The sequence below is a fragment of the Arthrobacter sp. GCM10027362 genome (assembly GCF_042679445.1).
Classification (GTDB): Bacteria; Actinomycetota; Actinomycetes; order Actinomycetales; family Micrococcaceae; genus Crystallibacter.
In genome coordinates this window covers 1-25,850 of sequence record NZ_JBHTML010000009.1, presented here as the reverse complement: position 1 = coordinate 25,850, position 25,850 = coordinate 1, and the positions used below count along the sequence as shown (strand labels likewise).

Here is a 25,850-nt window from a genome sequence, read left to right as displayed (position 1 = left end):
CCAGACTCTCAGTCTGATTACTGAACCGGTGTTCCATTCCCCAGCCACCGGTGCCAGCATTGGTGGCAGCTTGTACTGCGGCCGGTCGGCCCCGATGGAAGGAACAAACATGTCCAACCTCTCCCGCGAGGACGCCCTCTCACTTGCCCGGCGCGCCCTGGATTCCTTCGGGATCTCGGCACATGCCGAGATCGAATTCGTCAAGCATCGCGAGAACGTGGTCTTCCGGGTGACCGATGCCGCGGGCTCCTACGCGCTGCGCATCCACCGGCAGGGGCACCGCAGCGATGCGGAAGTCCACACCGAGAACGCCTACATGGTGGCCCTGCGCGACGCCGGCCTCCCGGTCCCCGAAGTCGTGCCGAGCCTGGACGGCGGCCTCTTCGCGGTCCTTGACGATCTGCATAACGGCGCGCACCAGGTGGACGTCCAGCGCTGGGTCGAGGACTCGGCCCCCCTCGGCGACGCCGCAGACGCCTGGCTGGGCAGGGACAACCCGGCAGCGGAGTCCTTCGAGCAGCTCGGAGAGCTCTGCGGCCGCCTCCACGCCGCCACCGGCAGGCTCGGCCGGATCCCGGGCTACTCCCGGCAGGCGTGGGACATCGACGGCCTGACGGGACCGGACGCGGTGTGGGGCGACCCGCGCCGGCTGGCGGACACGGAGGATGACCGTGCAGCGATCGAGGAGGCACTGGCCGGGATCCGCCGGCAATTGCAGGTCCTGGGCACCGGCCCCGAGGTCTACGGCGTCATCCACTCGGACTTCACCCCCGAGAACCTGCTCATCGCGCAGGGGCGGCTCACGCTCATCGACTTCGACGACCTCGGGGAAGGCTGGTGGCTGTTCGACCTGGCCACCATCCTGTTCTGGTACCACCGCCACCCCCGCGCGCAGGAGTACCGCGAGGCCCTGTTGAGGGGGTACGAACGGCAGGCCCGCATCCCGGCCGGCGCCCTCCAGGCGCTGGAGGCATTCGTCCTGGCCCGCGGCCTCACCTACCTGGGGTGGGCGGCCGACCGGCCCGGGGACGAGACCAGCGCCTTCCTGCACGCCGAGATTCTGCCGGTCGTCCTGGACCTGTGCCGCGCGTTCAACGCCGCCGGCCGTACGGATAACCCTGCCCTCCCCGAACGCGACAGGAGCCTGCTGGCCAGGCGTGCCAGGACCATCGGCCCCTACTCGCCGCTGTTCTACGACCGGCCGCGGCACTTCGTCGCCGGTGACGGTGCGTGGCTCACCGACGCGGAAGGCCGGCGCTACCTCGACGCCTACAACAACGTGCCCCAGGTCGGGCACGCCAACCCCCGGGTCGCCGACGCCGTCTGCACGCAACTGCACACGTACAACGTGCACACGCGCTACCTCAGCGAGCCGGTCGTCGACTATGCCGAACAGCTGCTGGCCACCTTCGACGCGCCGCTGGACCGGGTCTACTTCACCAACAGCGGGTCCGAGGCGAACGAACTGGCACTGCGGATCGCCCGGCACCGCACGGCCCGCAGCGGCGTCATCGTCACGAACCACAGCTACCACGGCAACACCATCGCACTGGCCGCCCTCACGACCGGGCTGCCCGTCTCCGAACCGTTCGGCCGGCACGTGCGGGCCATCAGCGTCCCCGACCTGGACGAGCCCCGCCAAGACGACCCGGCACACCTGCTGGCCGCAGCGTTCGCCGAGATCGACAGGGCCATTGCCTCGCTCGAGGAAGAAGGATTCGGCCTCGCCGCGCTGCTCATCGAGCCGGCCTTCTCCACCGAGGGCCTCCCGCGCCTGCCGGAAGGCTACCTGCCGGGACTGGTCGAACGGGTCCGCGCCGCAGGCGGCCTGGTCATCTCGGACGAGGTGCAGGCCGGCCTCGGGCGCCTGGGCGATGTCTGGTGGGGACACCAGGCCACCGGCATCACCCCGGACCTGGTCACCCTCGGCAAACCGCTGGGCAACGGGTACCCCCTCGGGGGCGTGGTGACGACGCAGGCCATTCTGGAGGACTTCAGCAGCTCGAACCTGTACTTCAACACGTTCGCGGGCACCCCCGCGGCCGCCGCCGCCGGCCTGGCCGTGCTGGACGAACTCAGGGACCGGGACCTCATCGCCCGCACCGGCGACCTCGGACGCCATGTGGCCGAACGCCTCGGCGAACTCGTCGCCCTGCATCCCCGGGCCGGATCCGCCAAGGGGCGCGGGCTGTTCTTCGGGCTGGCCCTCGTCGACGAACAGGGCGCACCGGACGGTGGGCTGGCCAAACGCATCGTCGAAGGCCTCCTGCACGAAGGCATCCTCATCAGCCGCATCGGCCCCCACGAAAACGTCCTGAAAATCCGCCCGCCCCTCGTCATCGAGCGCGACGAGCTGGACCTCGTCATTGACGCCCTCGGTCATGCCCTCGTCGCCGAGGCCCGAACCATCGAGGTGGGCGCATGACTACCACCGAGGCAGCCCACGGACGGGCCGGCCACCCGCGAAGCCAGCCGCCCCGCACCGGGGCCGACCCCACCGCATCCCCGCCCTCCCTGCGCATGCGCCAGCAGCTGCGTACCCGCGAGGACCTTGTCCGGGCCGCCCTCGACGTCATCACCGCCGAGGGACTCGAGGCCGCCACGATCGACCGGATCACCAAGCGTGCCGGAACCTCCCGGGCCACCCTCTATGCCCACTTCCCCGGGGGCCGGGCAGACCTCCTCGCCGAGGCCTACCAAACCCTGGGCCGGGACCTCATCGGGGCAGCCGAACAACATGCTGCCCGGCAAGCGGACTGGATCGACCGGCTCTGCGCCTATCCGCGCGCCATGCTCGACCTGGCGGCCACGCGCCAGCTCGGCCTCTTCTACAATGTCTCCGGGCCGCAGCTGGTCGGTATGAAGCGCCGGGGCATCGGATCGCAACGCACACTCGATACGATCGCCGCAGAACTGGCACAGGCCCGGGAACGCGGCGACGTTCCGTCCCACCTGGACGTCGAGGCCATCGCGGCACTGCTCGTCGGAGCGATCCGTGAAGCCGGCATCGACGCGTCCCGCGACCCCGCCACGGCCCCGCGGCGCCTTGCCGCCTTCCGCCAATTACTGGAGGCGTTGTCAGGTCACTGACCCGCAAGGCGCCCGGGGCAAGGATATTGAGGCACCGCCGCTGAGTGGAAGGACAGAGTATGTTGCCGGCAATGCCTTCTGCCGCGGTGTCTTCCCGGCCCCGGCCGGCACGGGGCACAGCCGGGCCGGCAGCCGGATCCGGATCCTGTCCGGGACCGCGGCGCCTTGTCCCGGGATTCGACGCCACGTGCACGTGGAAGCGGCGCTGTTTCCCGGGACAAGGCAAACGCTGATCCCACGGCCGTGTCGCGGGCGACGGGCCCCTCGTGCAGCAGGGATCCCGGCTTGCCCGCCGTGTTTCCGACAGAGGCAGTTCAGGCGGCCAAGGCCACACCGGCGGGGGTCCGGACGAGCCTGGCCGCGGGAGTGATGCTCAGCCGGCATTCGAACTGGTCCGGGTCAACCCGGCGCGGCAACTGCCGTGCCTCGGAACACTCCAGAAGCTGTTCCATGGCTTCCGGCTGAACGGTGGCCCGCTTCAGGTCAAGGACAATGTCCAGGCCGGGAGCGAGGGAATTGGCTCGCCTGGCCAGGATGTAAAGGGCTTTGACATTTCGGGTATCCACCGAACCCCTGATCTCGATTCGGGCCTGCGAGCCGTCAATGTCCAACTGGACGAGGGCCTTCAATTTATCGTTCCTTCGGCCGTCTTGGCCGCCCGTCGAGCGGAGGGGCAGGCGGGGTGGTGTGTTCTTTTCGGGATCGCGGAAGCCCCGGTGAGCGGCGGATGCGGCCGGCACGACCGAGGCACCCCGGGTGGGCGGAACGGAAGCACCGGGGTGGCGTCGGAATGATTCGTTGGTCATGTTCTGCCTCCAGTGGTTGATGTGCTCGATTATCGGCAAGGCCCGAGCCTGGCAGGATCGGCCGGCCAGCCGAACCTGATCTGTCGTGCAGCGGGTCCGGGTACCCGCCTGGTCGCTGCGGCTTTGCAGCCGCAACGCCGGCACCGGGCAGGACGCCGCCCTGCCCGGGGCCGGAAGAAGAGCCGCTGCCCTTCCGGGTGTGGTCACCGGTTGGCGATGGCAGCGGCCTCGGCAAAGTATTCGGCGTCGACCATGACGGCGTAGCGCTCGGCCTCCAGGGACGTGACCGACTTGAAGTCCCGGCGTCCGCCGCTGGCCCAGTGCCCGATGAAACCGAAAACGGCTCCCCAGGCCGCGGCGATGAGCACGCTGCCCGGCAGCACGCTCAGCCAGACAATGCCGGGGACGAAGAGCCCGAACAGCAGGCCGATAAGCAGGCCCAACCAGGCGCCGCCGGCGGCTCCGGCCAACGCGGCCTTGCCCTTGGTCATCCGGCCTGTGACCTGCTCCACGCTGCTGATGCCCAGGCCGACAATGCGCACGTGTTCGACCGGGAACTTCTCATCCGAGAGCCGGTCCACCAGGCGCTGCGCCTGCAGGTAATTTCCGAACTCGGCCAGCACGGCCGAAGCCCCCGGAGCCGCCGCAACGGAAACGCCGGACCGGTGTTGGAAAGTTTCGCTGGTCATGTTCTGCCTCCAGTAGCTCGTTTTGCTGCGGATACCCCCGACTCTAGCAAATTTAGTTCGGTTAGCCGAACGAAACCTTTTTGGTAGGCTGGTGCCATGACGGATTCCTCGACAAGGATGGGCGGCAGGGAGGACCCGACGCCGGGGGTGCAGGTGCGCCACGGCTTCGCCCTGCTGCTCCAGTGGGCCAGCAGGAGTGAATTCCGCCGCTACGTCTTTGGCCCCGCCGCTGCGGACCTCTCAGCCACCGATGCGGCGCTGCTGGAATATCTGACCCTCAACGGCCCGATGAGGCTTTCGGACCTGGCCGCGCGTTGGGGTGTGAACAAATCCACCATGACCTCGCAGGTCCACCGCCTCGAAGCCAGGGGCCTGATCGACCGCCGGCCGGACCCGGCCGACCGCCGCGCCACCCTGCTGGGTACGTCCGCCGCCGGCATTGAACTGCAGCAGCGGATCGGCGCGGCCGGCGCGGCAGCCTTCGATGAAATACTCTCCACCTGGGCACCGGAAGACAGGGAAGCCCTCGGCGCAATGCTGGTCCGCTTCGCCAACGAACTCTCCGCCGCCACCCCCCGGCTCTTCCAAACCCCTGCCTCCGCGGGCCCCGGCGGCCCGCCCCCGCCCAACGACCCGGAAAAGACCGCCCCCGATGCCTGAACAAATCCTGGACCGGAAATTCCGCACCATCATCGCCTCAATTACCTCCGGCGGCCTGGACCCCCTCATCCGTTACGACATCGTGGACCATAACCGCTTCCCGGCCCGGGGCGACGGCCTGCCGGGACCCAAATACTGGGCCCGCGCCCTCCGGGAGGCCATCCCCGACCGGGCCGGCGCCATCCTCATCCTGTCCGGCGCCAAGCGGTAGGGCCGGGGCAGGCATCAAAGCAAACCGCCGGCTTCGGCCGGTCACGAGATGACGCATCTGCCGGAGTGACACCCAAACCCGCCGAGCGTGGCGGTCAGAACGCGAGCGGACATCAGGTCATGAGTGCTTCATCATGCAGGGACGGCCCCTACCTGCAGTGCCAGGCGGGCCCGCCCAGCTCGAACTGCGGCCTATCAAGGGCGACAGCCCGGCTGCCCCGGGCCCGTCGCTCGGCTTCCGCCCTACACGGACGTCCCAGCGCCGACAACGGCGCCTATGACAAACCCCGCCCCGAGGCCACGCCCGCCCTACTCCAGGACAGGGAGGTCCTCCGTGGTTGGTCCTTGCAGCACCTTCCCGGTGGCGGAGAAGCGGGAGCCGTGCAGGGGGCAGTCCCAGGATTTCTCCGCATCGTTCCAGCGGAGGATGCCTCCCAGATGGGTGCAGACGGCGGAGAGCCGGCAGGTGGCGCCGTCCACGGTGGCAATGGCCGCCGGCCTGCGGCCCAGGCGGACGACCGTGCCCGTGCCTTCGGGCGGCACAGTGCCGGCGTCGGTCCCGGGCTTGGCCAGCTCTGCCTTCGCCCAGCCTGCGGCCAGGGTCTTGGCGACATCGGCATTCAGGGCAATCGCGGCCGCTGCCCCCGCCGGCGACGTGATCCGGTGGTGGATCGTGCCGGCCCAGTGAAGCCGGCCGCCGAGAATCTCGGCGCTGATGGCGAGCGCGGCGGCAATGGCGTTGGCCATGCCCCATTTGTTGTATCCGGTGGCGAAAAAGATCTTGCCGCCGCCGCGGGGCAGTTTGCCGAAGAAGGGCATCAGGTTGGTGGCCTGGTAATCCTCGCCCGACCAGGTGTGCGTCACCTCCACGCCTGGAAAATGGCGGCCGGCCCAGTCCACCAGCTCGGCGATACGGCGCCGGGGCGAGGGCTCCCTGCCCACCTGGTGCCCGTTGCCCCCGACCAGCAGCAGTTCCTCGCTGCCGGCCGGATAGGTCCGGAGGGAGCGGCCCGGGGATTCCGCCGAGAGGTACATCCCGGAGGGGATCGGGGTCGAAGCAGGGACACGCAGCGCCACTGCATAGGACTGCGAGGCCTTCAGCTTCGCAAAGTACAACCCCCGGTCCAGGATCGGGATTCCCGTGGCCAGCACCACCTGGTCCGCGTGGACCGTGCCGGCGTCGGTCACGACGGCGGCACGGCTGCCCGTCGTGACGTTCCGGACCCGCACCCCTTCCACCAGCACACCTCCGTGGGCGCGGAAATCCGCCGCCAGGCTCTCCAGCACATCCATGGGGTTGAACTGCGCCTGGTCGGCGAGGCGGATGGTACGGCGGGTATCGAAGGGCAGTTCGGCGCCGCCGGATTCCTCCACCTCCAGGCCGGCAGCCCGGCAGGCGGAAAGCTCGGACTCCACCCGCTGGGCGCCGTCGGCCGTGACCGAGAAGGTGTAGGCGTCCCGGCGCTGGAAGGGGACGCGGTTGTCCTCGAGGTGGCGCAGCAGCCAAGCCTGCCCTTCCCGGTTGGCTTCAACGTACGCGCTGACCATTTTCCGGGAGTACTGCCGGCGCAGCCCGGACAGCATGGTGCCCTGGAGCAGGGTCAGTTTGGCCGTGGTGTGGCCGGTGGTCCCGGCCCCCACGGTTCTGGCCTCCAGGACCCCCACCCGCATCCCGGACCGCGCCAGCAGGGCGGCGGTCGCCAGTCCCGTGAGCCCGGCTCCGACGACGACGGTGTCGAACCCGGCCCCGGGAGTAAATGCATCGACGGGAATAGCCTTGTCGCGGTCCATCCATAGCGAGGTCATCGGTAAACTCCCTGTCCTTTTCCTGGTGATGTTCCTGGTGATGTTCCTGGTGATGGGATCCGGGGGCGGACAGTCTGGTCAGCTGCCCTTCCCGGGGCTGCGATGGATCAATCGTGCTGCTGGCAGGCCTGGCTGTTAAGCCGGTTGCCACCATTATGGATGCGGTCAGGGACCGTGCGGCCATGTATTTTCCTGCCGCCTTTGCCCCGATGGAACAAATCCGGTTTCCGGCAGCCGGCGGTCACCGCACTTGCCAGCCAAGACTGGGATTGCCGACGGCCAGGGCTCGCAGCCCGGAACTGGGCGGCCCGTTTCAGCGGTCCGGCCGTGGGACCGGCCGATGCAATTCCTTCACCGGTATGAAAAGCTCGGCATCATGGGAAGTACCGGGGACGGGCCTGGTTCAATCGAGGCCTTTGTGGCACGGCTGGCTGCCGTCGCGGCCGGTCCGGACAGCACCAATTTCCTGGCCGGCCCCGACCCCGGGAACGCCGGGCGCCGGAGCAACCTGGAGCTGTATTTGCAGGAGATGCTGGAGCGAGCGCCCAAGGTGCTGCTCCTGGGGGAAGCCCCCGGGTACCGGGGCATGCGGGTCAGCGGCGTTCCGTTCACCAACACTGCCATGCTGCGCAGCCCGGACCACCCCTTCGGCCTCTTCGGGCCCGGAAAGGGCTATGTGCTGCCGGACGGGTCCGGCACGGTGGCGGCCGAACCGACGGCCACCGTGATGTGGCAGGTGCTGGCTGACCTTGATTTCCTGCCCCTGCTGTGGAGCTCCTATCCGCTGCACCCCCACCAGCCGGGCCGGCCCTGGTCGAACCGCACCCCCACGGCCGCCGAGGTGTCCGCCGGAGCCCCGTTCTGGCTGGCCCTGGCACAGCTGTTCTCCATCCAAACCGTCATTGCCGTCGGCAATGTGGCCGGCCGCAGCGTCCGCGCCAGCGGCCGGTCCGCACCGCAGGTGCGCCACCCCGCCCACGGGGGCAAGGCCAGGTTCCGGCTGGGCCTGGAGGAGCTCCTGGCAGCAGGGATCAACGATTAGCCCCGGTCCGGCCGCGGCACCTGGAGCAGGATCCGGCGGCCGCGGCCGGCCCGGGTGGCAGCTATCGACCTTGTCCTGCCAGTGCGGCGGTGGCACACTTTCTTGGACCGAGGCGGGACCGCTCGCAGCCGTCTGCTGTGCGGCCCCGGCCCACCAACGGGCGGATCGGCGGGAGACCGGCGCCGTGCCAAGGAGGCTGTCATGAACGTGTTGCACAACCTGGTGGAGCGCCTGGAGCGCCTGGAGTCGCTGGACAAGGCCGCCCTGCCCCTCAGGGCAGGAATAGGGCGGGCCGTGCGGCCGCGGATTGTCCGGAACCTGCTCAGCGGCACCGCACTCGGCCACGCCCTGCACCCGGTGCTGACCGACCTGCCGATCGGCGCCTGGAGCATGGCAGCGCTGCTGGACACCGCCGGGCCCGCCGCCGGTCCGGCGGCCGACCTGCTGGTTACCGTCGGCATAGCGGCAGCTATTCCTACCGCCGCTGCCGGGCTCAACGACTGGTCGGACACCCGGGGGCCGGAAAGCCGGGTGGGCCTGGCGCATGCGGCCGCCAACAGCACCGCCCTGAGCCTCTATGCCGTCTCGCTGGTGGCCCGCAGATCCGGTCACCGCCGTGCCGGCAGGGCGCTGGCGCTGGCCGGCTTCGGGGTGCTCATGGCCGGAGGCTACCTCGGCGGCTACCTTGGTTATGCCCAGGGCGTCAAGGTCAACCGGACGGCCTGGCGGCGGGGACCTGCCGAGTGGACCAGCGTGCTGGCCGAAACCGAACTGGCCGAGGGACAGCACCGGCGGGTCCGGGCCGGGGAAATCTCGGTCCTGCTGGTCAGGGATGCCGGCCGGATCGAGGCCTTGGACAGCGTCTGCAGCCACATGGGCGGTCCCTTGGAGGAAGGGACAGTCGCCAACGGCTGCGTCACGTGTCCCTGGCACGGCAGCACCTTCCGCCTCACGGACGGCAATGTTGTCCGCGGTCCGGCCAGCAACCCGCAGCCCAGCTATGAAACCCGTCTGCAGGACGGGCAGATCCAGCTCCGGGCCCGGACCCCGGCGGCGGGCCGGTACTAAAGCTGCGGGCCGGCGGTGTCCCGGAGGGCGAGCGCGGCCTGCACCAGCGCGGCATGGGTCAGGGCCTGCGGGAAGTTGCCCAGATGGGCGCCGGTGGCAGGGTCCATTTCCTCGCCGTACAGGCCGAGCGAAGTGGCCCGCTCCAGCAGCGCTTCGAACAGCCCGGCCGCCTCGCGGCAGCGGCCGGTACGGGCCAGGGCCTGGACCAGCCAGAAGGAGCACGGCAGGAAGGCCCCTTCGGTGCCGGGCAGGCCGTCGCATCCCGGCGGGTAGCGGTACAGCAGGGGGCCGCCGGCGGACAGCTCGCGCCGGACGGCGTCGACCGTTCCTCTCATCCGGGCTGAGCCGGCGTCCTCGAAGCCCAGCAGGGGCAGGATGAGCAGCGCTGCGTCCAGGTCGGCGGAGCCGTAGCTGCGGGTATAGCTGCCCCGGGCCGGGTCAAATCCCCTGGCCCGCACCTCCGCGGCGATGGCCGCCCGGGCCGACTGCCACCGGCGCCGCTGCCGGTCGCCCAGGCGGTGGCTTTCACCGATGCGCAGCGCCCGGTCCAAGGCGAGCCAGCCCATCAGTTTGGAGTGCACGTGGTGCGCGGCATCGCCGCGGATCTCCCAGATTCCGGCATCCGGTTCCTGCCAGCGCAGGGCCACCAGGTCGGCGAAGCCGCGCATGGCCCGCCAGGTCTCCGAGTAGAGCCGGTGTCCGGCCTGCACCAGCACCCAGGCGGCGTCGATGACCCAGCCGTAGCCGTCCAGCTGGTGCTGGTCCGCGGCGCCGTTGCCCACCCGTACCGGCACGCTGTTGGCGTAGCCGGGCCAGCCGGGCAGTTCCCGTTCCCGGGGTGCATGCCGTCCCGTCAGGCTGAGCAGCGCCGGCAGCCGCGGCCGCTGCAGCCGGCTGGCGTGCAGCAGCCAGCCGAGGAAGCCGCGGGCCTCGCCGGTCTTGCCGGCCGCGAGGAAGGCACCGACGCCGATGCTGGCATCACGCGGCCAGGCATAGCGGTAGTCCCAGTTGCGGATGCCTCCCGGGTCCTCCGGCAGCGACGTGGTCGGTGCCGCGACCGGGGCCCCGGACGGGGAATAGGTCAGCAGCCGCAGCGTCAGCAGGCTGCGCACCACAGCCTCGCGGAAGGGGATGCGTTCGTCGATCCCGGCGGCCCAGGCCCGCCACCGGGCCTCGTCCGCCTCAACCAGGCCCCACGCGGCGGCGGGATTGACGTGGACGAGCGGTTCGCCGGCGGCCACGGACAGCACGAGCGTGACCGGGCGGCCGGGCATGACGGTGATGGCAGCGGGCCGGCCCGGTTCCAGGTCCAGTTCGGGATCACTGCCCAGGGACAGGGCAAGCGGGCCCCACTCGCATACCAGATCCGGTCCCCGGCGGACCCGGGGGCTGCGGTGGTGTTCTCCGAGCCGGGGGTCGAACTCGATCACGGCCGCCACGGGGGCACCCTCGGCGGAAAGCTGCCGCACCAGCACCGTCGCCGGCAGCAGCTGCCCGGACACCTCGGCCACCATCGCTTCGGTCAGGACCAGCCGGCCCCGCCCCGCCGCCCACACCGTCTCCAGCGTGGCACAGTGCCGCAGGTAGCGGCGGCTGAGGCGCTGGGCGGGCAGGGCGGGTCCGGCACGGAAGGTTCCCGCCGGGGGGCCGCCGAGGAGGCGGCCGAACACCGGCTCGCCGTCGAACGCGGGCACGCAGAACCAGTCGACTGCACCGTCGCCGGAAACCAGGAGGGCGGTGCGGGTATCCCCCAGCAGCCCGTAGTCCCCGATGGGAACAGGCGGCGCCGCGGTATCGGGTGCCGGCAGCGGCCGGGCGGCGCGGCTCATCGTGCCTGGAGGAGCAGTCCGAGGACGGCGCCGTAGAGCAGGTGGGCGCCGGCCGCCACCGCCGGGGTCTGGATGCCGTAGTTGAGGGCAAGCAGGCCGGGCGGCTCCAGGACCGCCCTGCTTGCCGGTCCGGCCCGGTGCGAGGCCATCCGCGGGTGGATTCCCGGCAGCAGCGGCAGGATCACCGTCAAGGCCACGGCGACATGAAGCAGTCCGAGCAGTGCCCCGAGCCACCAGGTGCTCCACCCCAGCAGGGCGAACGTTGCCGCATAACCCAGCGCAAAGCCCTGCCCGGCGGCGAGGTGGAGGAAGAACCCTGCGACGCGGGCCCGGTCGGGGTCGGCGGTGACGAGGGTGCCGAGCACAAGCGGCAGGTCGAGCCGGGTGAGCCCTGCCATCTGCGCGGCGATCATCACCACCGTCAGGGCTGCGGTGGCCGCCAGCCCGAACAGGGCCCACCCCGGCCAGTCCATCTCAGCATCCTCGCGGACGGCCGGCCCCGAACGCGGCCACGCCGGCGTCGGCCAGGGCCAATGAAGCTGTCATGGTACCCGCCCTTCGGCTGTCGGAACCGGCGTGGAGGGCCTGCCGGCTCGGAAGCATGGCTCCCGGAATTTCTAAAATTTAACTATTTTGATTTTAGAATCCGCCGCCGGCCCGGTCAAGGCCCGCGTCAAGGTGCACGGGGCCTGGCAACGTCGCGCCGGCCACGGCGGCCGCGCCCTGAGGAGCTTGAACATGCGCTCCACCGATTGCACTCCGCCTGATGCAGGCCGTATGGTCTCCCTATCTCCGTCCGTCGATCTCTACAGGGCGCGGCGCCCCGCAGTACGGTTCAGGTAGTCGGTTCATTGCTCCAGGAGAAACCATGGCAACGCGCAGTCCCGGATATTCAATGATCCTCCGCGGGCAGGCCCCGGCCTTCAGCGCCACAAGCGAGATCGCCGCGGCACCGGCCACCGCCGGCTGCGCGCACGAGGACGAACCCAACGCCAGCGGCATCGTTCCCGGCATCTTCGACCCCCATCTCTGCCAAGCCGTGGCCCGAGCCGTGCGGCACATCGCGGAGACGACGGCACGGACATAACCACCTCACGGGCACCCGGAGCAGGCACAGCAACAGAGGGAGCTGCACCATGACACTCAAGTTCACCACCCCGGCCGGCCTGGACCGCGCGGGCGAGATCCTCACCGACGAGGCCCTCGCCTTCGTCGAGGCCCTGCACCGGAACTTCGCCGGCCGCCGCGAGGAACTGCTGGGCGGGCGGGTCGCCGCCCGCCGGCAGGCCGCCTCGAGCGGCCGCCTCGACTTCCTCCCGGAGACCCGGCAGATCCGCGAGAGCGAGTGGAAGGTCGCCCCGGCGCCCCCGGCCCTGCAGGACCGCCGGGTGGAGATAACCGGCCCGGCCTCGCCCGCGAAGATGGCGATCAACGCCCTGAACTCCGGGGCGAAGGTGTGGCTGGCCGACCTGGAAGACGCCTCGAGCCCCACCTGGTACAACCAGGTGGACAGCATCCTCAACCTGCGCGACGCCGCCTCGGGCACCCTCAGCTACACCTCTGCCGAGGACAAGAGCTACAGCTTGCGCCAGGACGCGCCGTTGGCCGTGGTGGTCACCCGCCCCCGCGGCTGGCACCTGCCGGAGTACAACGTGATCGTGGACGGCGCGCCGGCCTCGGGCTCGCTCGTGGACTTCGGCCTGCACTTCTTCCACACCGCCAGGCTGCTGCTGGACAACGGCCACGGCCCGTACTACTACCTGCCGAAGCTGGAGTCCCACCTCGAGGCCCGGCTGTGGAACGACGTGTTCACCTTCGCCGAGGAGTACCTCGGGATCGGGCACGGCACCGTCCGCGCGACCGTGCTCATCGAGACGGTCCCCGCCGCGTTCCAGATGGAGGAGATCCTTTACGAGCTGCGCGAGCACGCCTCCGGGCTGAACGCCGGGCGCTGGGACTACCTGTTCAGCATCATCAAGTACTTCCGCGACGCGGGCGGGAAGTTCGTCCTGGCGGACCGCTCCACCATCACCATGACCGCTCCGCTGATGCGCGCGTACACCGAGCTGCTGGTCAAAACCTGCCACCGCCGCGGGGCCTTCGCGATGGGCGGCATGGCCGCGTTCATCCCCAACCGCCGTGAGCCCGAGATCACCGAGGCCGCGTTCGCCAAGGTGCGTGCCGACAAGACCCGCGAGGCCACCGACGGTTTCGACGGCTCCTGGGTGGCCCACCCGGACCTCGTGCCCACGTGCCGCGAGGTCTTCGACGGGGTGCTCGGCGAGAAGCCCAACCAGGTGGACCGCCTGCGCGAGGAGGTCCAGGTCACCGCCGGAGAGCTGCTCGACGTCCCCAGCGCGGGCAGCGTGCGCACGCAGAAGGAGCTGGCCCTCAACCTCTACGTCGCCATCCGCTACACCGCCGTGTGGCTGTCCGGCAACGGGGCGGTGGCCATCCACAACCTGATGGAGGACGCCGCGACCGCCGAGATCTCCCGCTCCCAGGTCTGGCAGCAGATCAAGAACGGGGTGGTCTACGAGGACACCGGGAACACGGCCACCCGCGAACTGGTCTCCGGGGAGTTGGAACGGCAGAAGGAGGTGCTGCGCGGGGAGGTGGACGCCGAGTCCTTCGCACGGTTCTTCGAGCCCGCCGCCGGCCTGATCGCCGACCTCGTCCTCGGCGAGGAGTACGTTGACTTCCTGACCCTGCCCGCCTACGACCTGCTGGAGAAGGCCGCTCTCGACCTGCTGGAGACAAAGTGAGCGCCGTCCCCCGGGAGACCGGAGTCCTGGGCGCGGAGTTCCGGCAACGGGCGGCCGAGCGGCTGAGCGGCACGGACGAGTTGCTGGCGCGGGCCTACCCGGGCGATCCAGGCACCCGCCAGCCGGTCCACACGGTCTACGTCCCGGCCGATGCCTTTACCGCGGACACGGTCCGGCAATGGGGCGTGCGCGCTGCCGAGGCCGTGGCCCGGCCCGGCCTGCGCTCCCTGGCGGAGCAGGTGGCCCCCGAGGGCGCGGATCCCGGGCTAATCGACCAGGTGGTCCGGGCGGTCGAGCGCAAGCTGGCCGACGAACCCATTGAAGACCTCCGCCTCGACTTCGAGGACGGCTTCGGCGACCGCGGGGACGAGGCGGAGGACGCCTGGGCCGTGCGCGCAGCCCGCACCGCGGCCGAGGCCGTCCGCGCCGGGACCGCCCCGCCGTTCATCGGCATCCGCTTCAAGTGCTTCGAGGCCCCCACCCGGACCCGGGGCCTGCGGACCTTGGACCTGTTCCTGGCCACCCTGGTGCGCGAGGGCGGGCTCCGCGAAGCAGGACTCAGCGAGGACGGGCTGCCCGCCGGCTTCGTCCTCACCCTGCCCAAGGTCAGCACCCCGGAACAGGTCCAGGTCATGGCGGAGGCCTGCGGCCAGCTGGAGGCGGCGCTCGCGCTGCGCCCCGGCCGCCTGCGCTTCGAGGTACAGATGGAGACGGCCCCGATGATCCTCGGACCCGACGGCACGTGCCCCATCCCGGCGATGCTCCACCGCACCGGGGGCCGCGTCGAGGCCCTGCACTACGGCACCTACGACTACTCCGACTCCCTGCAGATCGCCGCCCGGTACCAGTCCCTGGAGCATCCGGCGGCCGACCATGCCAAGGCCGTCATGCAGGTCGCCGTTGCCGGGACCGGGGTGCGGCTGTCCGACGGGTCCACCAACGTCCTCCCCGTCGGCGACGATCACCAGCGGCAGGCGGCCTGGCGGCTGCACGCCCGCCTGGTGCGCCGCTCGCTCGAGCGCGGCTACTACCAGGGGTGGGACCTGCACCCGGCCCAGCTGCCCACCCGGTTCCTGGCCACGTATTTCTTCTACCGGCAGGGGTTCGCCGCCGCCGCCCGGCGGCTGCGGAACTACGTCCACGGCATCGAGTCGGAGATTCTGGACGAGCCGGCCACGGCCCGTGCCCTGGCCCGGTTTGTCCACCGCGGTGTGCTCTGCGGCGCCGTGTCCCCGGCCGAGCTGGCGGACGCGGCGGGCGTCGCCGAGCAGGAGCTGTTCGCCCTCGCCCACCCCAAGGCTGCGACCCCCTCGACTCCCGGAGACAACTGAGATGACCAAACGCGCCTACTCCGCCCCGCACGGCGGCCATCCGCCCCAGACCGAGCTGCTCACCGACCGGGCAATGTTCACGGAGGCCTACGCGGTGATCCCCCGCGGGACCATGCGCGACATCGTGACCAGCCGGCTGCCGTTCTGGGACGACACCCGGCTCTGGGTGCTCGCGCGCCCGCTCTCCGGCTTCGCCGAGACGTTCTCGCAGTACATCATGGAGGTCGGCCACGGCGGGGGCAGCGACCGGCCCGAGACCGCCTCCGGCGTGGAGGGCGTCCTCTTCCTCATGGAGGGCACCCTCACCCTGACCCTCGAGGGCGAGGAACACGAGCTGGTTCCGGGCGGCTACGCGTACCTGCCGCCGGAGTGCGAGTGGACGGTGCGCAACCACGGCGACGAGCCCGCCCGCTTCCACTGGATCCGCAAGGCCTACGAGTACGTCCGGGGCCTCGGGGTCCCGGAGCCGGTCGTGGCCAACGAGCAGGACGTCGAGCCGATCCCCATGCCGGGCACCGACGGCCGGTGGGCCACCACGCGGTTCGTGGACCCCGACGACGTCCGGCATGACATGCATGTCACGATCGTCACCTTCGAGCCCGGCGCGGTCATCCCGTTCGCGGAGACCCACGTGATGGAGCACGGCCTTTACGTGCTCGAGGGCAAGGCCGTCTACCGGCTCAACCAGGACTGGGTCGAGGTGGAGGCAGGCGACTTCATGTGGCTGCGCGCCTTCTGCCCGCAGGCCTGCTACGCGGGCGGGCCCGGCCGCTTCCGGTACCTGCTTTACAAGGACGTCCACCGGCAGATGAAGCTTGCCTGAACCGGGCGGCGGCGTCCCGCCCCGTCCCCCGTCCCGAGGGCCCCAGGAGGTCAGCGTGTCCTACACCGTGAACTGCTCCATCCTGCTCACCGACCTGCCCCTGCTCGAGCGCCCTGCCGCGGCGAAGGCCGCCGGGTTCGACGCCGTCGAGTTCTGGTGGCCGTTCGCCGGGTCCGTGCCCGGGGACAGGGACGTCGATGCGTTCGTGGGCGCCCTCCGCGACGCGGGCGTACAGCTAACCGGCCTGAATTTCAACGCCGGCAACATGCCCGGCGGCGACCGCGGGCTGGTTTCATGGCCGGCCCGCTCCCAGGAATTCCTGGACAACCTCGACGTCGTCGCCGCCATCGGCGAACGGACCGGCTGCCGGGCCTTCAACGCCCTCTACGGCAACCGCCAGGACGGCTGCACGCCCGAGGAGCAGGACGAGCTGGGCGTGCAGAACCTCGTCCGTGCCGGCCGGGCCGTCCAGCGCATCGGCGGCACCGTGCTCCTCGAGCCGGTTTCGGGCGCCGACGCCTACCCGCTGAAGACCGCCCGGGACGCCCTGGGCGTGATCGCCCAGGTCCGGCAGAACGGTGCGGACAACATCAGGCTGCTCGCCGACTTCTACCACCTGGCCGTCAACGGCGATGACGTCGCCGCCGTCATCGAGAACCACACGGCGGAGTTCGGCCACATCCAGATCGCCGATGCCCCGGGACGGAACGAACCGGGCACCGGCGAGCTGCCGCTGCAGCAGTGGATCAGCCGCAGCCGCCAGCTCGGCTACTCGGGCCACGTGGGACTCGAGTACAGGGCATCCCAGGAGGACCCCTTCGCCTGGATCGCCGCATGGGCCCACGTCTGAGGCACTTCCGCCGCCCCCCGCATGCCACCCGCCCGCCGCACGCACCGTCCGGGCCCCACAGTGAGGACAGCACAATGACCAACGTCACCGTCATCGGACTCGGCATCATGGGTCTGCCCATGGCGAAGAACCTTGTCAAGGCCGGCCACGACGTCACCGGCTTCAACCGCTCCCGGGACAGGATCGACCAGCTCGTCGAGGCCGGCGGCAATGGCGCCTCGAACGTCGCGGGGTCCGTCCGGGACGCCGACGTCGTGATCACCATGGTCCCGGACTCCCCCGACGTCGAGGGCGTCGTCACCGGCGAGGACGGCGTCTTCGCCAACGCCAGGCAGGGCACCATCTGGATCGATGCCAGCTCCATCCGCCCCGACGTCGCCGCCCGGCTGTCCCAGGAGGCTTCCGAGAAGGGCCTGCGCCCGCTCGACGCCCCGGTCTCCGGCGGCGAGCAGGGCGCGATCGACGCCGCCCTGTCGATCATGGTCGGCGGCGAGGCCGCGGACTTCGAGGCCGCCCGTCCCGTGCTGGAGGCTGTCGGGAAGACCATCGTGCACGTGGGGCCCGCCGGTTCCGGACAGACCGTGAAGGCCGCCAACCAGCTCATCGTGGCCGGCAACATCCAGCTGCTGGCCGAGGCGATCGTGTTCCTCGAGGCCTACGGCGTGGACACCGACGCCGCGCTGAAGGTCCTCGGCGGCGGCCTGGCCGGTTCCAAGGTCCTGGACCAGAAGGGCCGGAAGATGCTCGAGCGCAACTTCGACCCCGGCTTCCGCCTCGCCCTGCACAACAAGGACATGGGCATCGTCACCGCCGCGGCCCGCGAGGCCGGCGTCGCCATCCCGCTCGGGGCCCTGGTCGCGCAGTTCGTAGCCGCGACCGTCGCCCGCGGCGACGGGGGCCTGGACCACTCCGGGCTGTTCAAGCTCATCGAGGAGCTCTCCGGCCGCTCCGGCCGGTAGCTCCTTCACCCGGCCCGGACACCGCCGCTTCCCGCTCCCGCGGTGTTCCCGTACCCTTCTCACCGCTCTCGGACCAAGGAGCCCATCATGGCCAGAATGCGCACCGTCGACGCCATCGTCGCCATCCTCCAAAAGGAGGGCGCCACCGAGGCCTTCGGCCTGCCCGGTGCCGCCATCAATCCCCTCTACTCCGCGATGCGCGCCCACGGCGGCATCCGCCACACCCTCGCCCGCCACGTCGAGGGTGCCTCGCACATGGCCGAGGGCTACACCCGCTCCGCTCCCGGCAACATCGGTGTGTGCATCGGCACGTCCGGCCCCGCCGGCACGGACATGGTCACCGGGCTGTACGCCGCCGCGGCGGACTCCATCCCGATCCTGTGCATCACCGGGCAGGCCCCGGTGGCCAAACTGCACAAGGAGGACTTCCAGGCGGTGGACATCTCCTCCATCGCCGCGCCGGTGACCAAGATGGCGATGACCGTGCTGGAGCCGGGCCAGATCCCCGGGGCCTTCCAGAAGGCCTTCCACCTCATGCGCTCCGGGCGTCCGGGCCCGGTCCTGCTGGACCTGCCCCTGGACGTGCAGCTGGCCGAGATCGAGTTCGACATCGACGTGTACGAGCCGCTGCAGGTGGCCCGCCCCGCGGCCACCCGCGCCCAGGCCGCGAAGGCCCTGGACATGATGTTCGCCGCGCGCCGGCCCCTCATCGTGGCCGGCGGGGGCGTGATCAACGCCGACGCCTCCGACAAGCTGGTCGAGCTGGCCGAGCTGCTGGACGTTCCGGTGATCCCGACCCTGATGGGCTGGGGCACCATCCCGGACGACCATCCGCTGATGGCGGGCATGGTGGGGCTGCAGACCTCCCACCTCTACGGCAACGCGACCCTGCTGGAGTCCGACTTCGTGATGGGCATCGGCAACCGGTGGGCCAACCGGCACACCGGCGGGATCGAGACCTACACGGCCGGCCGCACGTTCGTGCACATCGACATCGAGCCGACCCAGATCGGGCGCGTATTCGCCCCGGACCTGGGCATCGTCTCGGACGCGGGCGCCGCCCTCGACGTCCTGCTCGAGGTGGCCCGGGAACGGACGGAGCAGCACTGCGTGCCGGACTGGACAACGTGGGCCAAGGACTGCGCGCGGCGCAAGGGCAGCATGCAGCGCAAGACCCACTTCACCAACGTCCCGATCAAGCCGCAGCGCGTGTACGAGGAGATGAACTCCGCCTTCGGCAAGGACACCACCTACGTCTCCACGATCGGGCTCTCCCAGATCGCCGGCGGGCAGTTCCTGCACGTGTACGGCCCGCGGCAGTGGATCAACGCCGGCCAGGCCGGGCCCCTGGGCTGGACCGGCCCGGCGGCGCTCGGGGTGGTCCGCGGCAAGCCCGGGGAAACGGTCGTGGCCCTGTCCGGGGACTACGACTTCCAGTTCATGATCGAGGAACTGGCCGTCGGCGCACAGTTCAACCTGCCCTACATCCACGTGGTGGTGAACAACTCCTACCTGGGCCTGATCCGCCAGTCCCAGCGCGGGTTCGGGATGGAGCAGGACGTCTCCCTGGCCTTCGAGAACCTCAACTCCCCCGAGACCAACGGCTACGGCGTGGACCACCTCAAGGTGGCCGAGGGCCTCGGCTGCAAGGCGGTGCGGGTGACGGACCCGGAGAGGCTGCAGGACGCCTTCGCCGAGGCCCGCTCCCTGATGGGCGAGTTCAGGGTGCCCGTGGTCGTGGAGGTCATCCTGGAGAAGGTCACCAATATCTCCATGGGCACCGAGATCGACAAGGTGGTGGAATTCGAGGAGCTGGCCGAGCGCGGGGAGGACGCCCCCACCGCGATCGCCCTGCTCGATTAGACCGCCGGCCGGGAAGGAGGACGAACGTGCGCATCGCCGTGGCCCCGGACAAGTTCAAGGGTTCCCTCGCGGCCCCCGACGTGGCCGTCCCGGTGGCCGACGGCAGGGGGGTACCCTCGGGGCCGCCGTCGGTGCCGGGTTCACCCCCGGACCTCGTCCATGCCAGGACAACAGACGTGCCGGCACGCACCGGCGCCGATGAGCAGGAGGAAATCCGATGACGGAGAAGAACACACCCCAGCAGCCGGAGACTCCCCACCGGAGCCGGAAGCCAACCGGGAAGCAGAAAGAGGTCCCCCGGCAACCGCCCGCGGAGGACCGGCGTACGGCCTCCGCGCCCCCGGACCCCGCCGGGCGTCCACAGCAGATGCCGGGTGACCCGGTGGAGATCGCCCAGGAGGACTCGGCCCGTTCGGCGACCAAGCCGGCGGCGGCGCAGGACGCCTACGCGTCGGAGCAGGCCCACAAGCTCGAGGTCAGCGAGAACGTCAACGACCCCGGGCGGATCCGGCGCCTGATCGCCGAGTACAGGCGCGAGCACGGGCTGCCGGCAGACGCCGTCGACTCTCCCCACATGGGGGCGGACGACCACGGCGCCTTCGCCGGCGACCACCGCGAGTTCGACCTGGTGATCCGGGGCCGGAGCATCCTCACCACGGCCGGGGTGGTCGCGCGCGAGGTGGGGATCCGGAACGGGAAAATCGTGGCCATCGAACCCCTCGGGACCGGCCTGCGCGGGCGCGAGGTCGTGGAACTCGCCGGCGACGAGACGCTGCTGCCCGGGCTCGTGGACACCCACGTGCACATCAACGAGCCCGGCCGCACCGAGTGGGAGGGCTTCGCCTCCGCCACCCGGGCCGCGGCCGCCGGCGGGGTCACCACGGTCCTGGACATGCCGCTCAACTCCATCCCCGCCACCGTCAACGCCCCGGCCCTGGAGTACAAGCGGCTCTTCGCCCAGAACAACGTCTTCGTGGACGTGGGCTTCTGGGGCGGGGCGATCCCCGGCAACAAGCCCCATCTGCGCGAGCTGCACGACGACGGGGTCTTCGGCTTCAAATGCTTCCTGCTCCACTCGGGGGTGGACGAGTTCCCGCACCTGGAGGCGGACGAGATGGAGGAGGACCTGGCCGAAATCAGGACGTTCGACTCGCTGCTGATCGTGCACGCCGAGGACTCCCGCGCCATCGACCGGGCCCCGCGCCCCGAGGGGGACGTGTACGCGAACTTCCTGCGGTCGCGTCCGCGCGGCGCGGAGAACCTGGCGATCGCAGAGGTCATCGAGCGCACCCGCTGGACCGGGGCCCGTTCCCACATCCTGCACCTGTCCTCCTCGGATGCGCTGTCCATGATCGCCACGGCCAAGCGCGACGGGCTGGACCTGACGGCCGAAACCTGCCCGCACTACCTGACCCTGCTGGCCGAGGAGGTGCCCAACGGCGCCACCGCCTTCAAGTGCTGCCCGCCGGTGCGGGAGGTCGGCAACCGGGAACTGCTGTGGGAGGGGCTGCTCGACGGGACCATCGACTTCATCGTCTCGGACCACTCCCCCTCGACGCTGGACCTCAAGGACCTGGAGAACGGGGACTTCGGCGTGGCCTGGGGCGGGGTGTCCTCCCTGCAGCTCGGGTTGTCCCTGATCTGGACCGAGGCCCGCCGCCGCGGCATCGGCCTCGAGCGGGTGGTCGAGTGGATGTCCACGCAACCCGCCCGGCGGGCCGGGTTGCGCTCCAAGGGCAAGCTCGCCCTGGGCTACGACGCCGACCTGGTGGTCTTCGCCGCCGACGACGCCTTCGTCGTGGACGCCCGCAAGCTGCACCACAAGAACCCGATCACCCCCTACCAGGGCAGGGCGCTGTCCGGGAAGGTGCGCAAGACCTACCTGCGGGGCACCGCGGTGGACTTCGACTCGCCCCGGGGCAGGCTCATCCGGCGGGGGGAGAGCTGAGCGGTTTCCGGAACACCGTACGGGGCGGCAAAGCCGAACCCCTGCACGGCCGGAACCCTTGACTGTGATCTCCGCCACAGATAGATTTATTTCACGAAACGAGATGTGTTTTCCGTAATGCGAAAGCATGGCTTCCACGAGTGTCCCGCGAAGGCCGGCGTTCCCGCAGCCGGCAGCACGGTTCCGTCGACACAGCCCGGCTCCGGGCAACATCCTTTTCCGCCGCAGGGAGGTCTGCACCATGTCCCACCAGCACGGTCCCGGCTCGCACGACGAACACGGGCATCCGCACCTGATCGACCCGGAACCGTGGGGCACCGGCGATCCCGCGGTCGAGGAGATCGTCCGGGGAGAACCCGTCGTCCCGGCACAACTGCCCGCAGGCATCAGCCCCCGGCTCTATAACGAGGACCTGGCGCCCACCACGCGCAAGGGCCGCACATGGCACGCCTACAGCATCTTCACGCTGTGGGCCAACGACGTGCACTCGCTGGGCAACTACGCGTTCGCCATCGGACTGTTCGCCCTGGGGCTGGGCGCCTGGCAGATCATGCTGGCCTTCCTGCTCGGCGCCGTCCTGCTGTTCCTGCTCCTGAACCTCTCCGGGTTCATGGGTGAGCGGACGGGCGTGCCGTTCCCGGTCATGAGCCGGATCGCGTTCGGCATCCGGGGCTCCAACATCCCGGCCATCATCCGGGGCGCCGTGGCCGTGGCCTGGTTCGGCATCCAGACCTACCTGGCCTCGATGGTGCTCCGGGTGCTGATCCTGGCCCTGGCACCGTCCCTGGCACCGCTCGACGCGAACTCCTTCCTCGGCCTCTCGACCCTGGGCTGGATCTCGTTCGTGGCGCTGTGGGCAGTGCAGACCGTGATCGTCAGCTTCGGCATGGAAATGATCCGCAAGTACGAGGCCTTCGCCGGGCCCATCATCCTGCTCACCATGCTGTCCCTGGCCATCTGGATGTTCATGAAGGCCGGCGGGTCCATTGCCTGGTCCACGGCGGAGTCGCTGACGGGCGGGGAGATGTGGGTGCGGATCTTCCAGTCCGCGGCGCTGTGGGTGGTCGTATACGGGACGTTCGTGCTGAACTTCTGCGACTTCACCCGGGGCGCGCCTTCGGAGCGGTCGGTGGTGCGCGGCAACTTCTTCGGCATCCCCATCAACATGCTCTTCTTCGCCGCCATCGTCGTCGTCCTCTCCGGCGCCCAGTACAAGATCAACGGGACGGTCATCGAGTCGCCCACCGACGTCGTCAATGCCATCCCGAACACCTTCCTGCTGGTGCTGGCCTGCCTGGCCCTGATCGTCCTGACGGTGGCCGTGAACCTCATGGCCAACTTCGTGGCGCCCATCTACACGCTGGCCCACCTGTTCCCGCGCACCCTGAACTTCCGCCGGGCAGCCATCGTCTCCGCCGTGATCGGCCTGGTGATCCTGCCGTGGAACCTGTACAACTCGCCGCTGGTCATCGTGTACTTCCTCGGCGGGCTGGGCGCCCTCCTGGGCCCTCTGTTCGGCGTCATCATGGCCGACTACTGGCTGGTCCGGAAGGGCAGGGTCAACATCCCGGACCTGTACTCGGAGTCCCCGGACGGGGAGTACGCATACACCCGCGGCGTCAACCGCAAGGCCATCCTCGCGGGTACACCGGCGGCCGCCGTCGCCCTGGTGCTGGCGCTCGTCCCGGCATTCACCTACATCTCCGGCTTCTCCTGGTTCATCGGCGCGATCCTGGCCGCCGTAATCTACCTGCTGCTCGCGGACCGCCACGCGCCGTTCCGCCAGGTCGACGGCGAGCCGATCGCCGTCGCCCCGAAGCACTGACCGGCAAGGACCCCGGCAACACCGTCCCCGTTCGAAAGGCAACCCACCATGCGCATCCTCGTGGTCAACGTGAACACCACCGAATCCATGACCGCGTCCATCGGGCGCGAGGCAGCGGCCGCGGCCTCCCCCGGGACCCAGATCGTGCCCCTGACCCCGCTGTTCGGGGCGGAGTCCGTCGAGGGCAACTACGAGAGCTACCTGGCCGCCATCGCCGTGATGGAGACCGTGAAGGCCTACCCGGAGCCCTTCGATGCGGTCATCCAGGCCGGCTATGGCGAGCACGGACGGGAGGGCCTGCAGGAGATTCTGGACGTGCCCGTGGTCGACATCACCGAGGCGGCCGCGGGCACCGCCATGTACCTCGGGCACCGCTATTCGGTGGTGACCACCCTGGACCGCACGGTCCCGCTCATCGAGGACCGCCTGAAGCTGGCCGGGCTCATGGACCGCTGCGCGTCCGTGCGGGCCAGCGGCATGTCCGTCCTGGAACTGGAGTCGGACCCCGAGGCCGCGGTGCAGGCCATCATCGACCAGTCCCTGCGCGCCGTGCGGGACGACCATGCCGAAGTCATCTGCCTGGGCTGCGGAGGCATGGCCGAACTGAAGGCTAAGGTCGCAGAGCGCACCGGGGCGCCCGTGGTGGACGGGGTCGCCGCGGCCGTCACGATCGCCGAGTCGCTCGTCCGGTTGAACCTCACGACGTCGAAGGTGCGCACCTACGCCGCTCCCCGGCAGAAGGCGTTCAAGAACTGGCCCCCCGTGTCCCCTCAGGCCGATGCGCTGTCGGAGGCGGCGCTCCGGCACGACAGGTAGGATGGCACCGGCTCCGCCACCACGGCGGGACGTGCCGAGCGGCTGCGCCACGCGGTCCACGCCCGGGGAGGAAGGTGCCGGGCCCGGCCGCTGCCAGCCTGCCTTCGCCGGGTCCTGCCGGATGGTTTCTCCAGCGCGGCGCCCTCGTTTCACGTGAAACCATCCCGCCTGCACACAAATGGCGCGGCCCGGCCACCGCGGGGGTGGCCGGGCCGCGGGGACGGCCGGACGGCTCAGCCGTTGATGACCTGCGGGGCCCCGAGGTGCTTCAGGCCCTCGACGCCGAACTCCAGGCCGTAGCCGGACTGCTTGGCCCCGCCGAAGGGCACGCGCGGGTCCACGGCGCCGTGCTTGTTGATCCACACGGTGCCGGCCTCGATCCGGGCGGCGACCTCCCGGGCCCTGTCCTTGTCCGCGGACCAGACCGAGGCGCCCAGGCCCACCTCCAGGGCGTTGGCCATCGCCACGGCCTCGTCCACCGTGGAGTACTTGACGATCGGCAGGGCCGGGCCGAACTGCTCTTCGGCCACGAGCGGGTTGGCGTTGTCGATGTCCGCGACCAGGGTCGCCGGGTAGAAGTAGCCGGGCTGGTCCGGCTCCGGGTTCCCGCCGGTGACGATCCGGGCGCCGGCGTCCTTCGCGGCCTGGACCAGGTTGGCGACGATGTCGAACTGGGCCTTGTTCTGCAGCGGGCCGAGCACGTTGTTCTCGTCCAGGCCCGGGCCCATCGGCATCTGCCGGGCGACCTCGGCCAGGGCGGCGACGGTGTCCTCGTAGATGTCCTCGTGCACGTACAGGCGCTTCAGCGCCGCGCAGGTCTGGCCGGTATTGATGAACGCGCCCCAGAACAGGTCCTGGGCGATGGCCTTCGGGTCCGCGTCCGGCAGCACGATGCCGGCGTCGTTGCCGCCGAGCTCCAGGGTCAGGCGCTTGACCGTGTCCGCGGAGGAGCGGATGATCGCCTTGCCGGTGGCGGTGGAGCCGGTGAACATCACCTTGGCGACCTCCGGGTGGGAAGCCAGGGCCTCCCCCACCTCGCGGCCGCCCGGGACGACGGTGAGCACGTTGTCGGGGAAGACCGTGTTGAGCACCTCGGCCAGGGCCAGCACGGACAGCGGGGTGTACTCGGAGGGCTTCATGACCACGGTGTTGCCCATGCGCAGGGCCGGGGCCAGCTGCCAGACGGCGATCATCATGGGCCAGTTCCACGGCCCGATCGCCCCGACCACCCCGAGCGGGCGGTAGAACAGCTCGGCACGGGTGCCGTCCTCCTCCACCAGGGTCTCCGGCTCGAGCTCGAAGGAGGCGGTCGCCCGCAGCCAGGCCGCGCAGGCGCCGACCTCGAAGCGGGCGTTCGGCCCGTTCAGCGGCTTGCCCTGCTCGCGGGAGAGCAGCACCGCCAGCGCCTCGGCATTGGCCTCGACGGCGTCGGCGGCCCGGTTGAGCAGTTCGCGGCGCTGCCCGTGCCCG

Annotated in this window: 23 protein-coding genes; 17 read left to right on the top strand and 6 right to left on the bottom strand. The window is 70.4% G+C overall.

The window, feature by feature from the left end; genetic code table 11:
- Positions 1-109 precede the first annotated feature (109 nt).
- Together ACFQ36_RS03210 and ACFQ36_RS03205 are read left to right on the top strand one after the other, a co-directional pair.
- The gene (locus ACFQ36_RS03210; protein WP_377010558.1) at positions 110-2,425 is read left to right on the top strand and encodes an aminotransferase class III-fold pyridoxal phosphate-dependent enzyme; all 2,316 of its coding nucleotides are present in this window, start codon (positions 110-112) and stop codon (positions 2,423-2,425) included.
- Positions 2,422-3,090 carry a TetR/AcrR family transcriptional regulator gene (locus ACFQ36_RS03205; RefSeq protein WP_377010556.1) on the top strand — a complete coding sequence of 223 codons (669 nt, stop codon included), beginning with the start codon at positions 2,422-2,424 and terminating at the stop codon, positions 3,088-3,090. Before ACFQ36_RS03210 ends, ACFQ36_RS03205 begins: the two co-directional genes overlap by 4 nt.
- A 314-nt stretch (positions 3,091-3,404) precedes the next feature.
- Here the strand turns inward: ACFQ36_RS03205 and ACFQ36_RS03200 are convergent, their stop codons facing one another.
- Together ACFQ36_RS03200 and ACFQ36_RS03195 are read right to left on the bottom strand one after the other, a co-directional pair.
- Positions 3,405-3,719, bottom strand: coding sequence for a hypothetical protein (locus ACFQ36_RS03200; RefSeq protein ID WP_377010554.1), 315 nt, complete (start codon positions 3,717-3,719; stop codon positions 3,405-3,407).
- 380 nt (positions 3,720-4,099) lie between these two features.
- Entirely contained in the window at positions 4,100-4,585 is a 486-nt protein-coding gene (locus ACFQ36_RS03195) for a general stress protein (protein WP_377010552.1), read from the bottom strand.
- 96 nt (positions 4,586-4,681) lie between these two features.
- On the opposite strand from ACFQ36_RS03195, the gene ACFQ36_RS03190 reads away from it, so the two are divergent.
- Positions 4,682-5,245, top strand: coding sequence for a MarR family winged helix-turn-helix transcriptional regulator (locus tag ACFQ36_RS03190; protein WP_377010550.1), 564 nt, complete (start codon positions 4,682-4,684; stop codon positions 5,243-5,245).
- On the top strand, positions 5,238-5,456 hold the full coding sequence (locus ACFQ36_RS03185) for a hypothetical protein (protein ID WP_377010548.1): 219 nt from the start codon (positions 5,238-5,240) through the stop codon (positions 5,454-5,456). Before ACFQ36_RS03190 ends, ACFQ36_RS03185 begins: the two co-directional genes overlap by 8 nt.
- Positions 5,457-5,764: 308 nt before the next feature.
- Here ACFQ36_RS03185 and ACFQ36_RS03180 read toward each other — a convergent pair whose 3' ends face one another.
- The gene (locus ACFQ36_RS03180) at positions 5,765-7,261 is read right to left on the bottom strand and encodes an FAD-dependent oxidoreductase (RefSeq protein ID WP_377010545.1); all 1,497 of its coding nucleotides are present in this window, start codon (positions 7,259-7,261) and stop codon (positions 5,765-5,767) included.
- A gap of 376 nt (positions 7,262-7,637) precedes the next feature.
- Between ACFQ36_RS03180 and ACFQ36_RS03175 the strand changes: the two genes are divergently transcribed.
- Positions 7,638-8,303 (top strand): uracil-DNA glycosylase, encoded by a 666-nt coding sequence (locus ACFQ36_RS03175; protein WP_377010635.1) that lies wholly within the window; start codon positions 7,638-7,640, stop codon positions 8,301-8,303.
- A 201-nt stretch (positions 8,304-8,504) separates the two neighbouring features.
- A complete protein-coding gene (locus ACFQ36_RS03170; protein ID WP_377010542.1) occupies positions 8,505-9,371 on the top strand; it encodes a Rieske 2Fe-2S domain-containing protein in 867 nt (288 codons plus the stop codon).
- Here the strand turns inward: ACFQ36_RS03170 and ACFQ36_RS03165 are convergent.
- Together ACFQ36_RS03165 and ACFQ36_RS03160 are read right to left on the bottom strand one after the other, a co-directional pair.
- Complete coding sequence (locus ACFQ36_RS03165) at positions 9,368-11,200, bottom strand: glycoside hydrolase family 15 protein (protein ID WP_377010540.1); 1,833 nt, start codon at positions 11,198-11,200, stop codon at positions 9,368-9,370. The genes ACFQ36_RS03170 and ACFQ36_RS03165 overlap by 4 nt on opposite strands.
- Positions 11,197-11,673 (bottom strand): hypothetical protein, encoded by a 477-nt coding sequence (locus ACFQ36_RS03160; protein WP_377010538.1) that lies wholly within the window; start codon positions 11,671-11,673, stop codon positions 11,197-11,199. The genes ACFQ36_RS03165 and ACFQ36_RS03160 overlap by 4 nt, the downstream gene beginning before the upstream one ends.
- Before the next feature lie 395 nt (positions 11,674-12,068).
- Here ACFQ36_RS03160 and ACFQ36_RS03155 point away from each other — a divergent pair, with 395 nt between their 5' ends.
- The 11 genes from ACFQ36_RS03155 to ACFQ36_RS03105 all read left to right on the top strand — a co-directional run bounded on the left by ACFQ36_RS03155 (position 12,069) and on the right by ACFQ36_RS03105 (position 24,380).
- On the top strand, positions 12,069-12,287 hold the full coding sequence (locus ACFQ36_RS03155; RefSeq protein ID WP_377010536.1) for a hypothetical protein: 219 nt from the start codon (positions 12,069-12,071) through the stop codon (positions 12,285-12,287).
- Positions 12,288-12,336: 49 nt separating this feature from the next.
- Positions 12,337-13,965: a malate synthase A gene (gene aceB, locus ACFQ36_RS03150; RefSeq protein ID WP_377010533.1), complete on the top strand. Its 1,629-nt coding sequence runs from the start codon at positions 12,337-12,339 to the stop codon at positions 13,963-13,965.
- Positions 13,962-15,296 carry a DUF6986 family protein gene (locus ACFQ36_RS03145; protein WP_377010531.1) on the top strand — a complete coding sequence of 445 codons (1,335 nt, stop codon included), beginning with the start codon at positions 13,962-13,964 and terminating at the stop codon, positions 15,294-15,296. Before aceB ends, ACFQ36_RS03145 begins: the two co-directional genes overlap by 4 nt.
- 1 nt (position 15,297) lies before the next feature.
- The gene (locus ACFQ36_RS03140; protein WP_377010529.1) at positions 15,298-16,119 is read left to right on the top strand and encodes a bifunctional allantoicase/(S)-ureidoglycine aminohydrolase; all 822 of its coding nucleotides are present in this window, start codon (positions 15,298-15,300) and stop codon (positions 16,117-16,119) included.
- 55 nt (positions 16,120-16,174) lie between these two features.
- Positions 16,175-16,969, top strand: a complete 795-nt coding sequence (locus ACFQ36_RS03135; protein ID WP_377010527.1) for a hydroxypyruvate isomerase family protein — start codon at positions 16,175-16,177, stop codon at positions 16,967-16,969.
- A gap of 74 nt (positions 16,970-17,043) precedes the next feature.
- Positions 17,044-17,928: a 2-hydroxy-3-oxopropionate reductase gene (locus ACFQ36_RS03130; protein ID WP_377010525.1), complete on the top strand. Its 885-nt coding sequence runs from the start codon at positions 17,044-17,046 to the stop codon at positions 17,926-17,928.
- An 87-nt stretch (positions 17,929-18,015) separates the two neighbouring features.
- On the top strand, positions 18,016-19,791 hold the full coding sequence (gcl, locus tag ACFQ36_RS03125) for a glyoxylate carboligase (RefSeq protein ID WP_377010523.1): 1,776 nt from the start codon (positions 18,016-18,018) through the stop codon (positions 19,789-19,791).
- Between the two features lie 26 nt (positions 19,792-19,817).
- On the top strand, positions 19,818-20,012 hold the full coding sequence (locus ACFQ36_RS03120) for a hypothetical protein (protein WP_377010521.1): 195 nt from the start codon (positions 19,818-19,820) through the stop codon (positions 20,010-20,012).
- Between the two features lie 353 nt (positions 20,013-20,365).
- Positions 20,366-21,739, top strand: a complete 1,374-nt coding sequence (gene allB / locus ACFQ36_RS03115; protein ID WP_377010632.1) for an allantoinase AllB — start codon at positions 20,366-20,368, stop codon at positions 21,737-21,739.
- 241 nt (positions 21,740-21,980) lie between these two features.
- On the top strand, positions 21,981-23,564 hold the full coding sequence (locus ACFQ36_RS03110) for an NCS1 family nucleobase:cation symporter-1 (RefSeq protein WP_377010519.1): 1,584 nt from the start codon (positions 21,981-21,983) through the stop codon (positions 23,562-23,564).
- 48 nt (positions 23,565-23,612) lie between these two features.
- Positions 23,613-24,380, top strand: a complete 768-nt coding sequence (locus ACFQ36_RS03105) for an aspartate/glutamate racemase family protein (RefSeq protein ID WP_377010517.1) — start codon at positions 23,613-23,615, stop codon at positions 24,378-24,380.
- Positions 24,381-24,613: 233 nt separating this feature from the next.
- Here ACFQ36_RS03105 and ACFQ36_RS03100 read toward each other — a convergent pair.
- Positions 24,614-25,850, bottom strand: a 1,237-nt coding sequence (locus ACFQ36_RS03100; RefSeq protein ID WP_377010515.1) for an aldehyde dehydrogenase family protein, incomplete at its 5' end; no start/stop codon positions are given.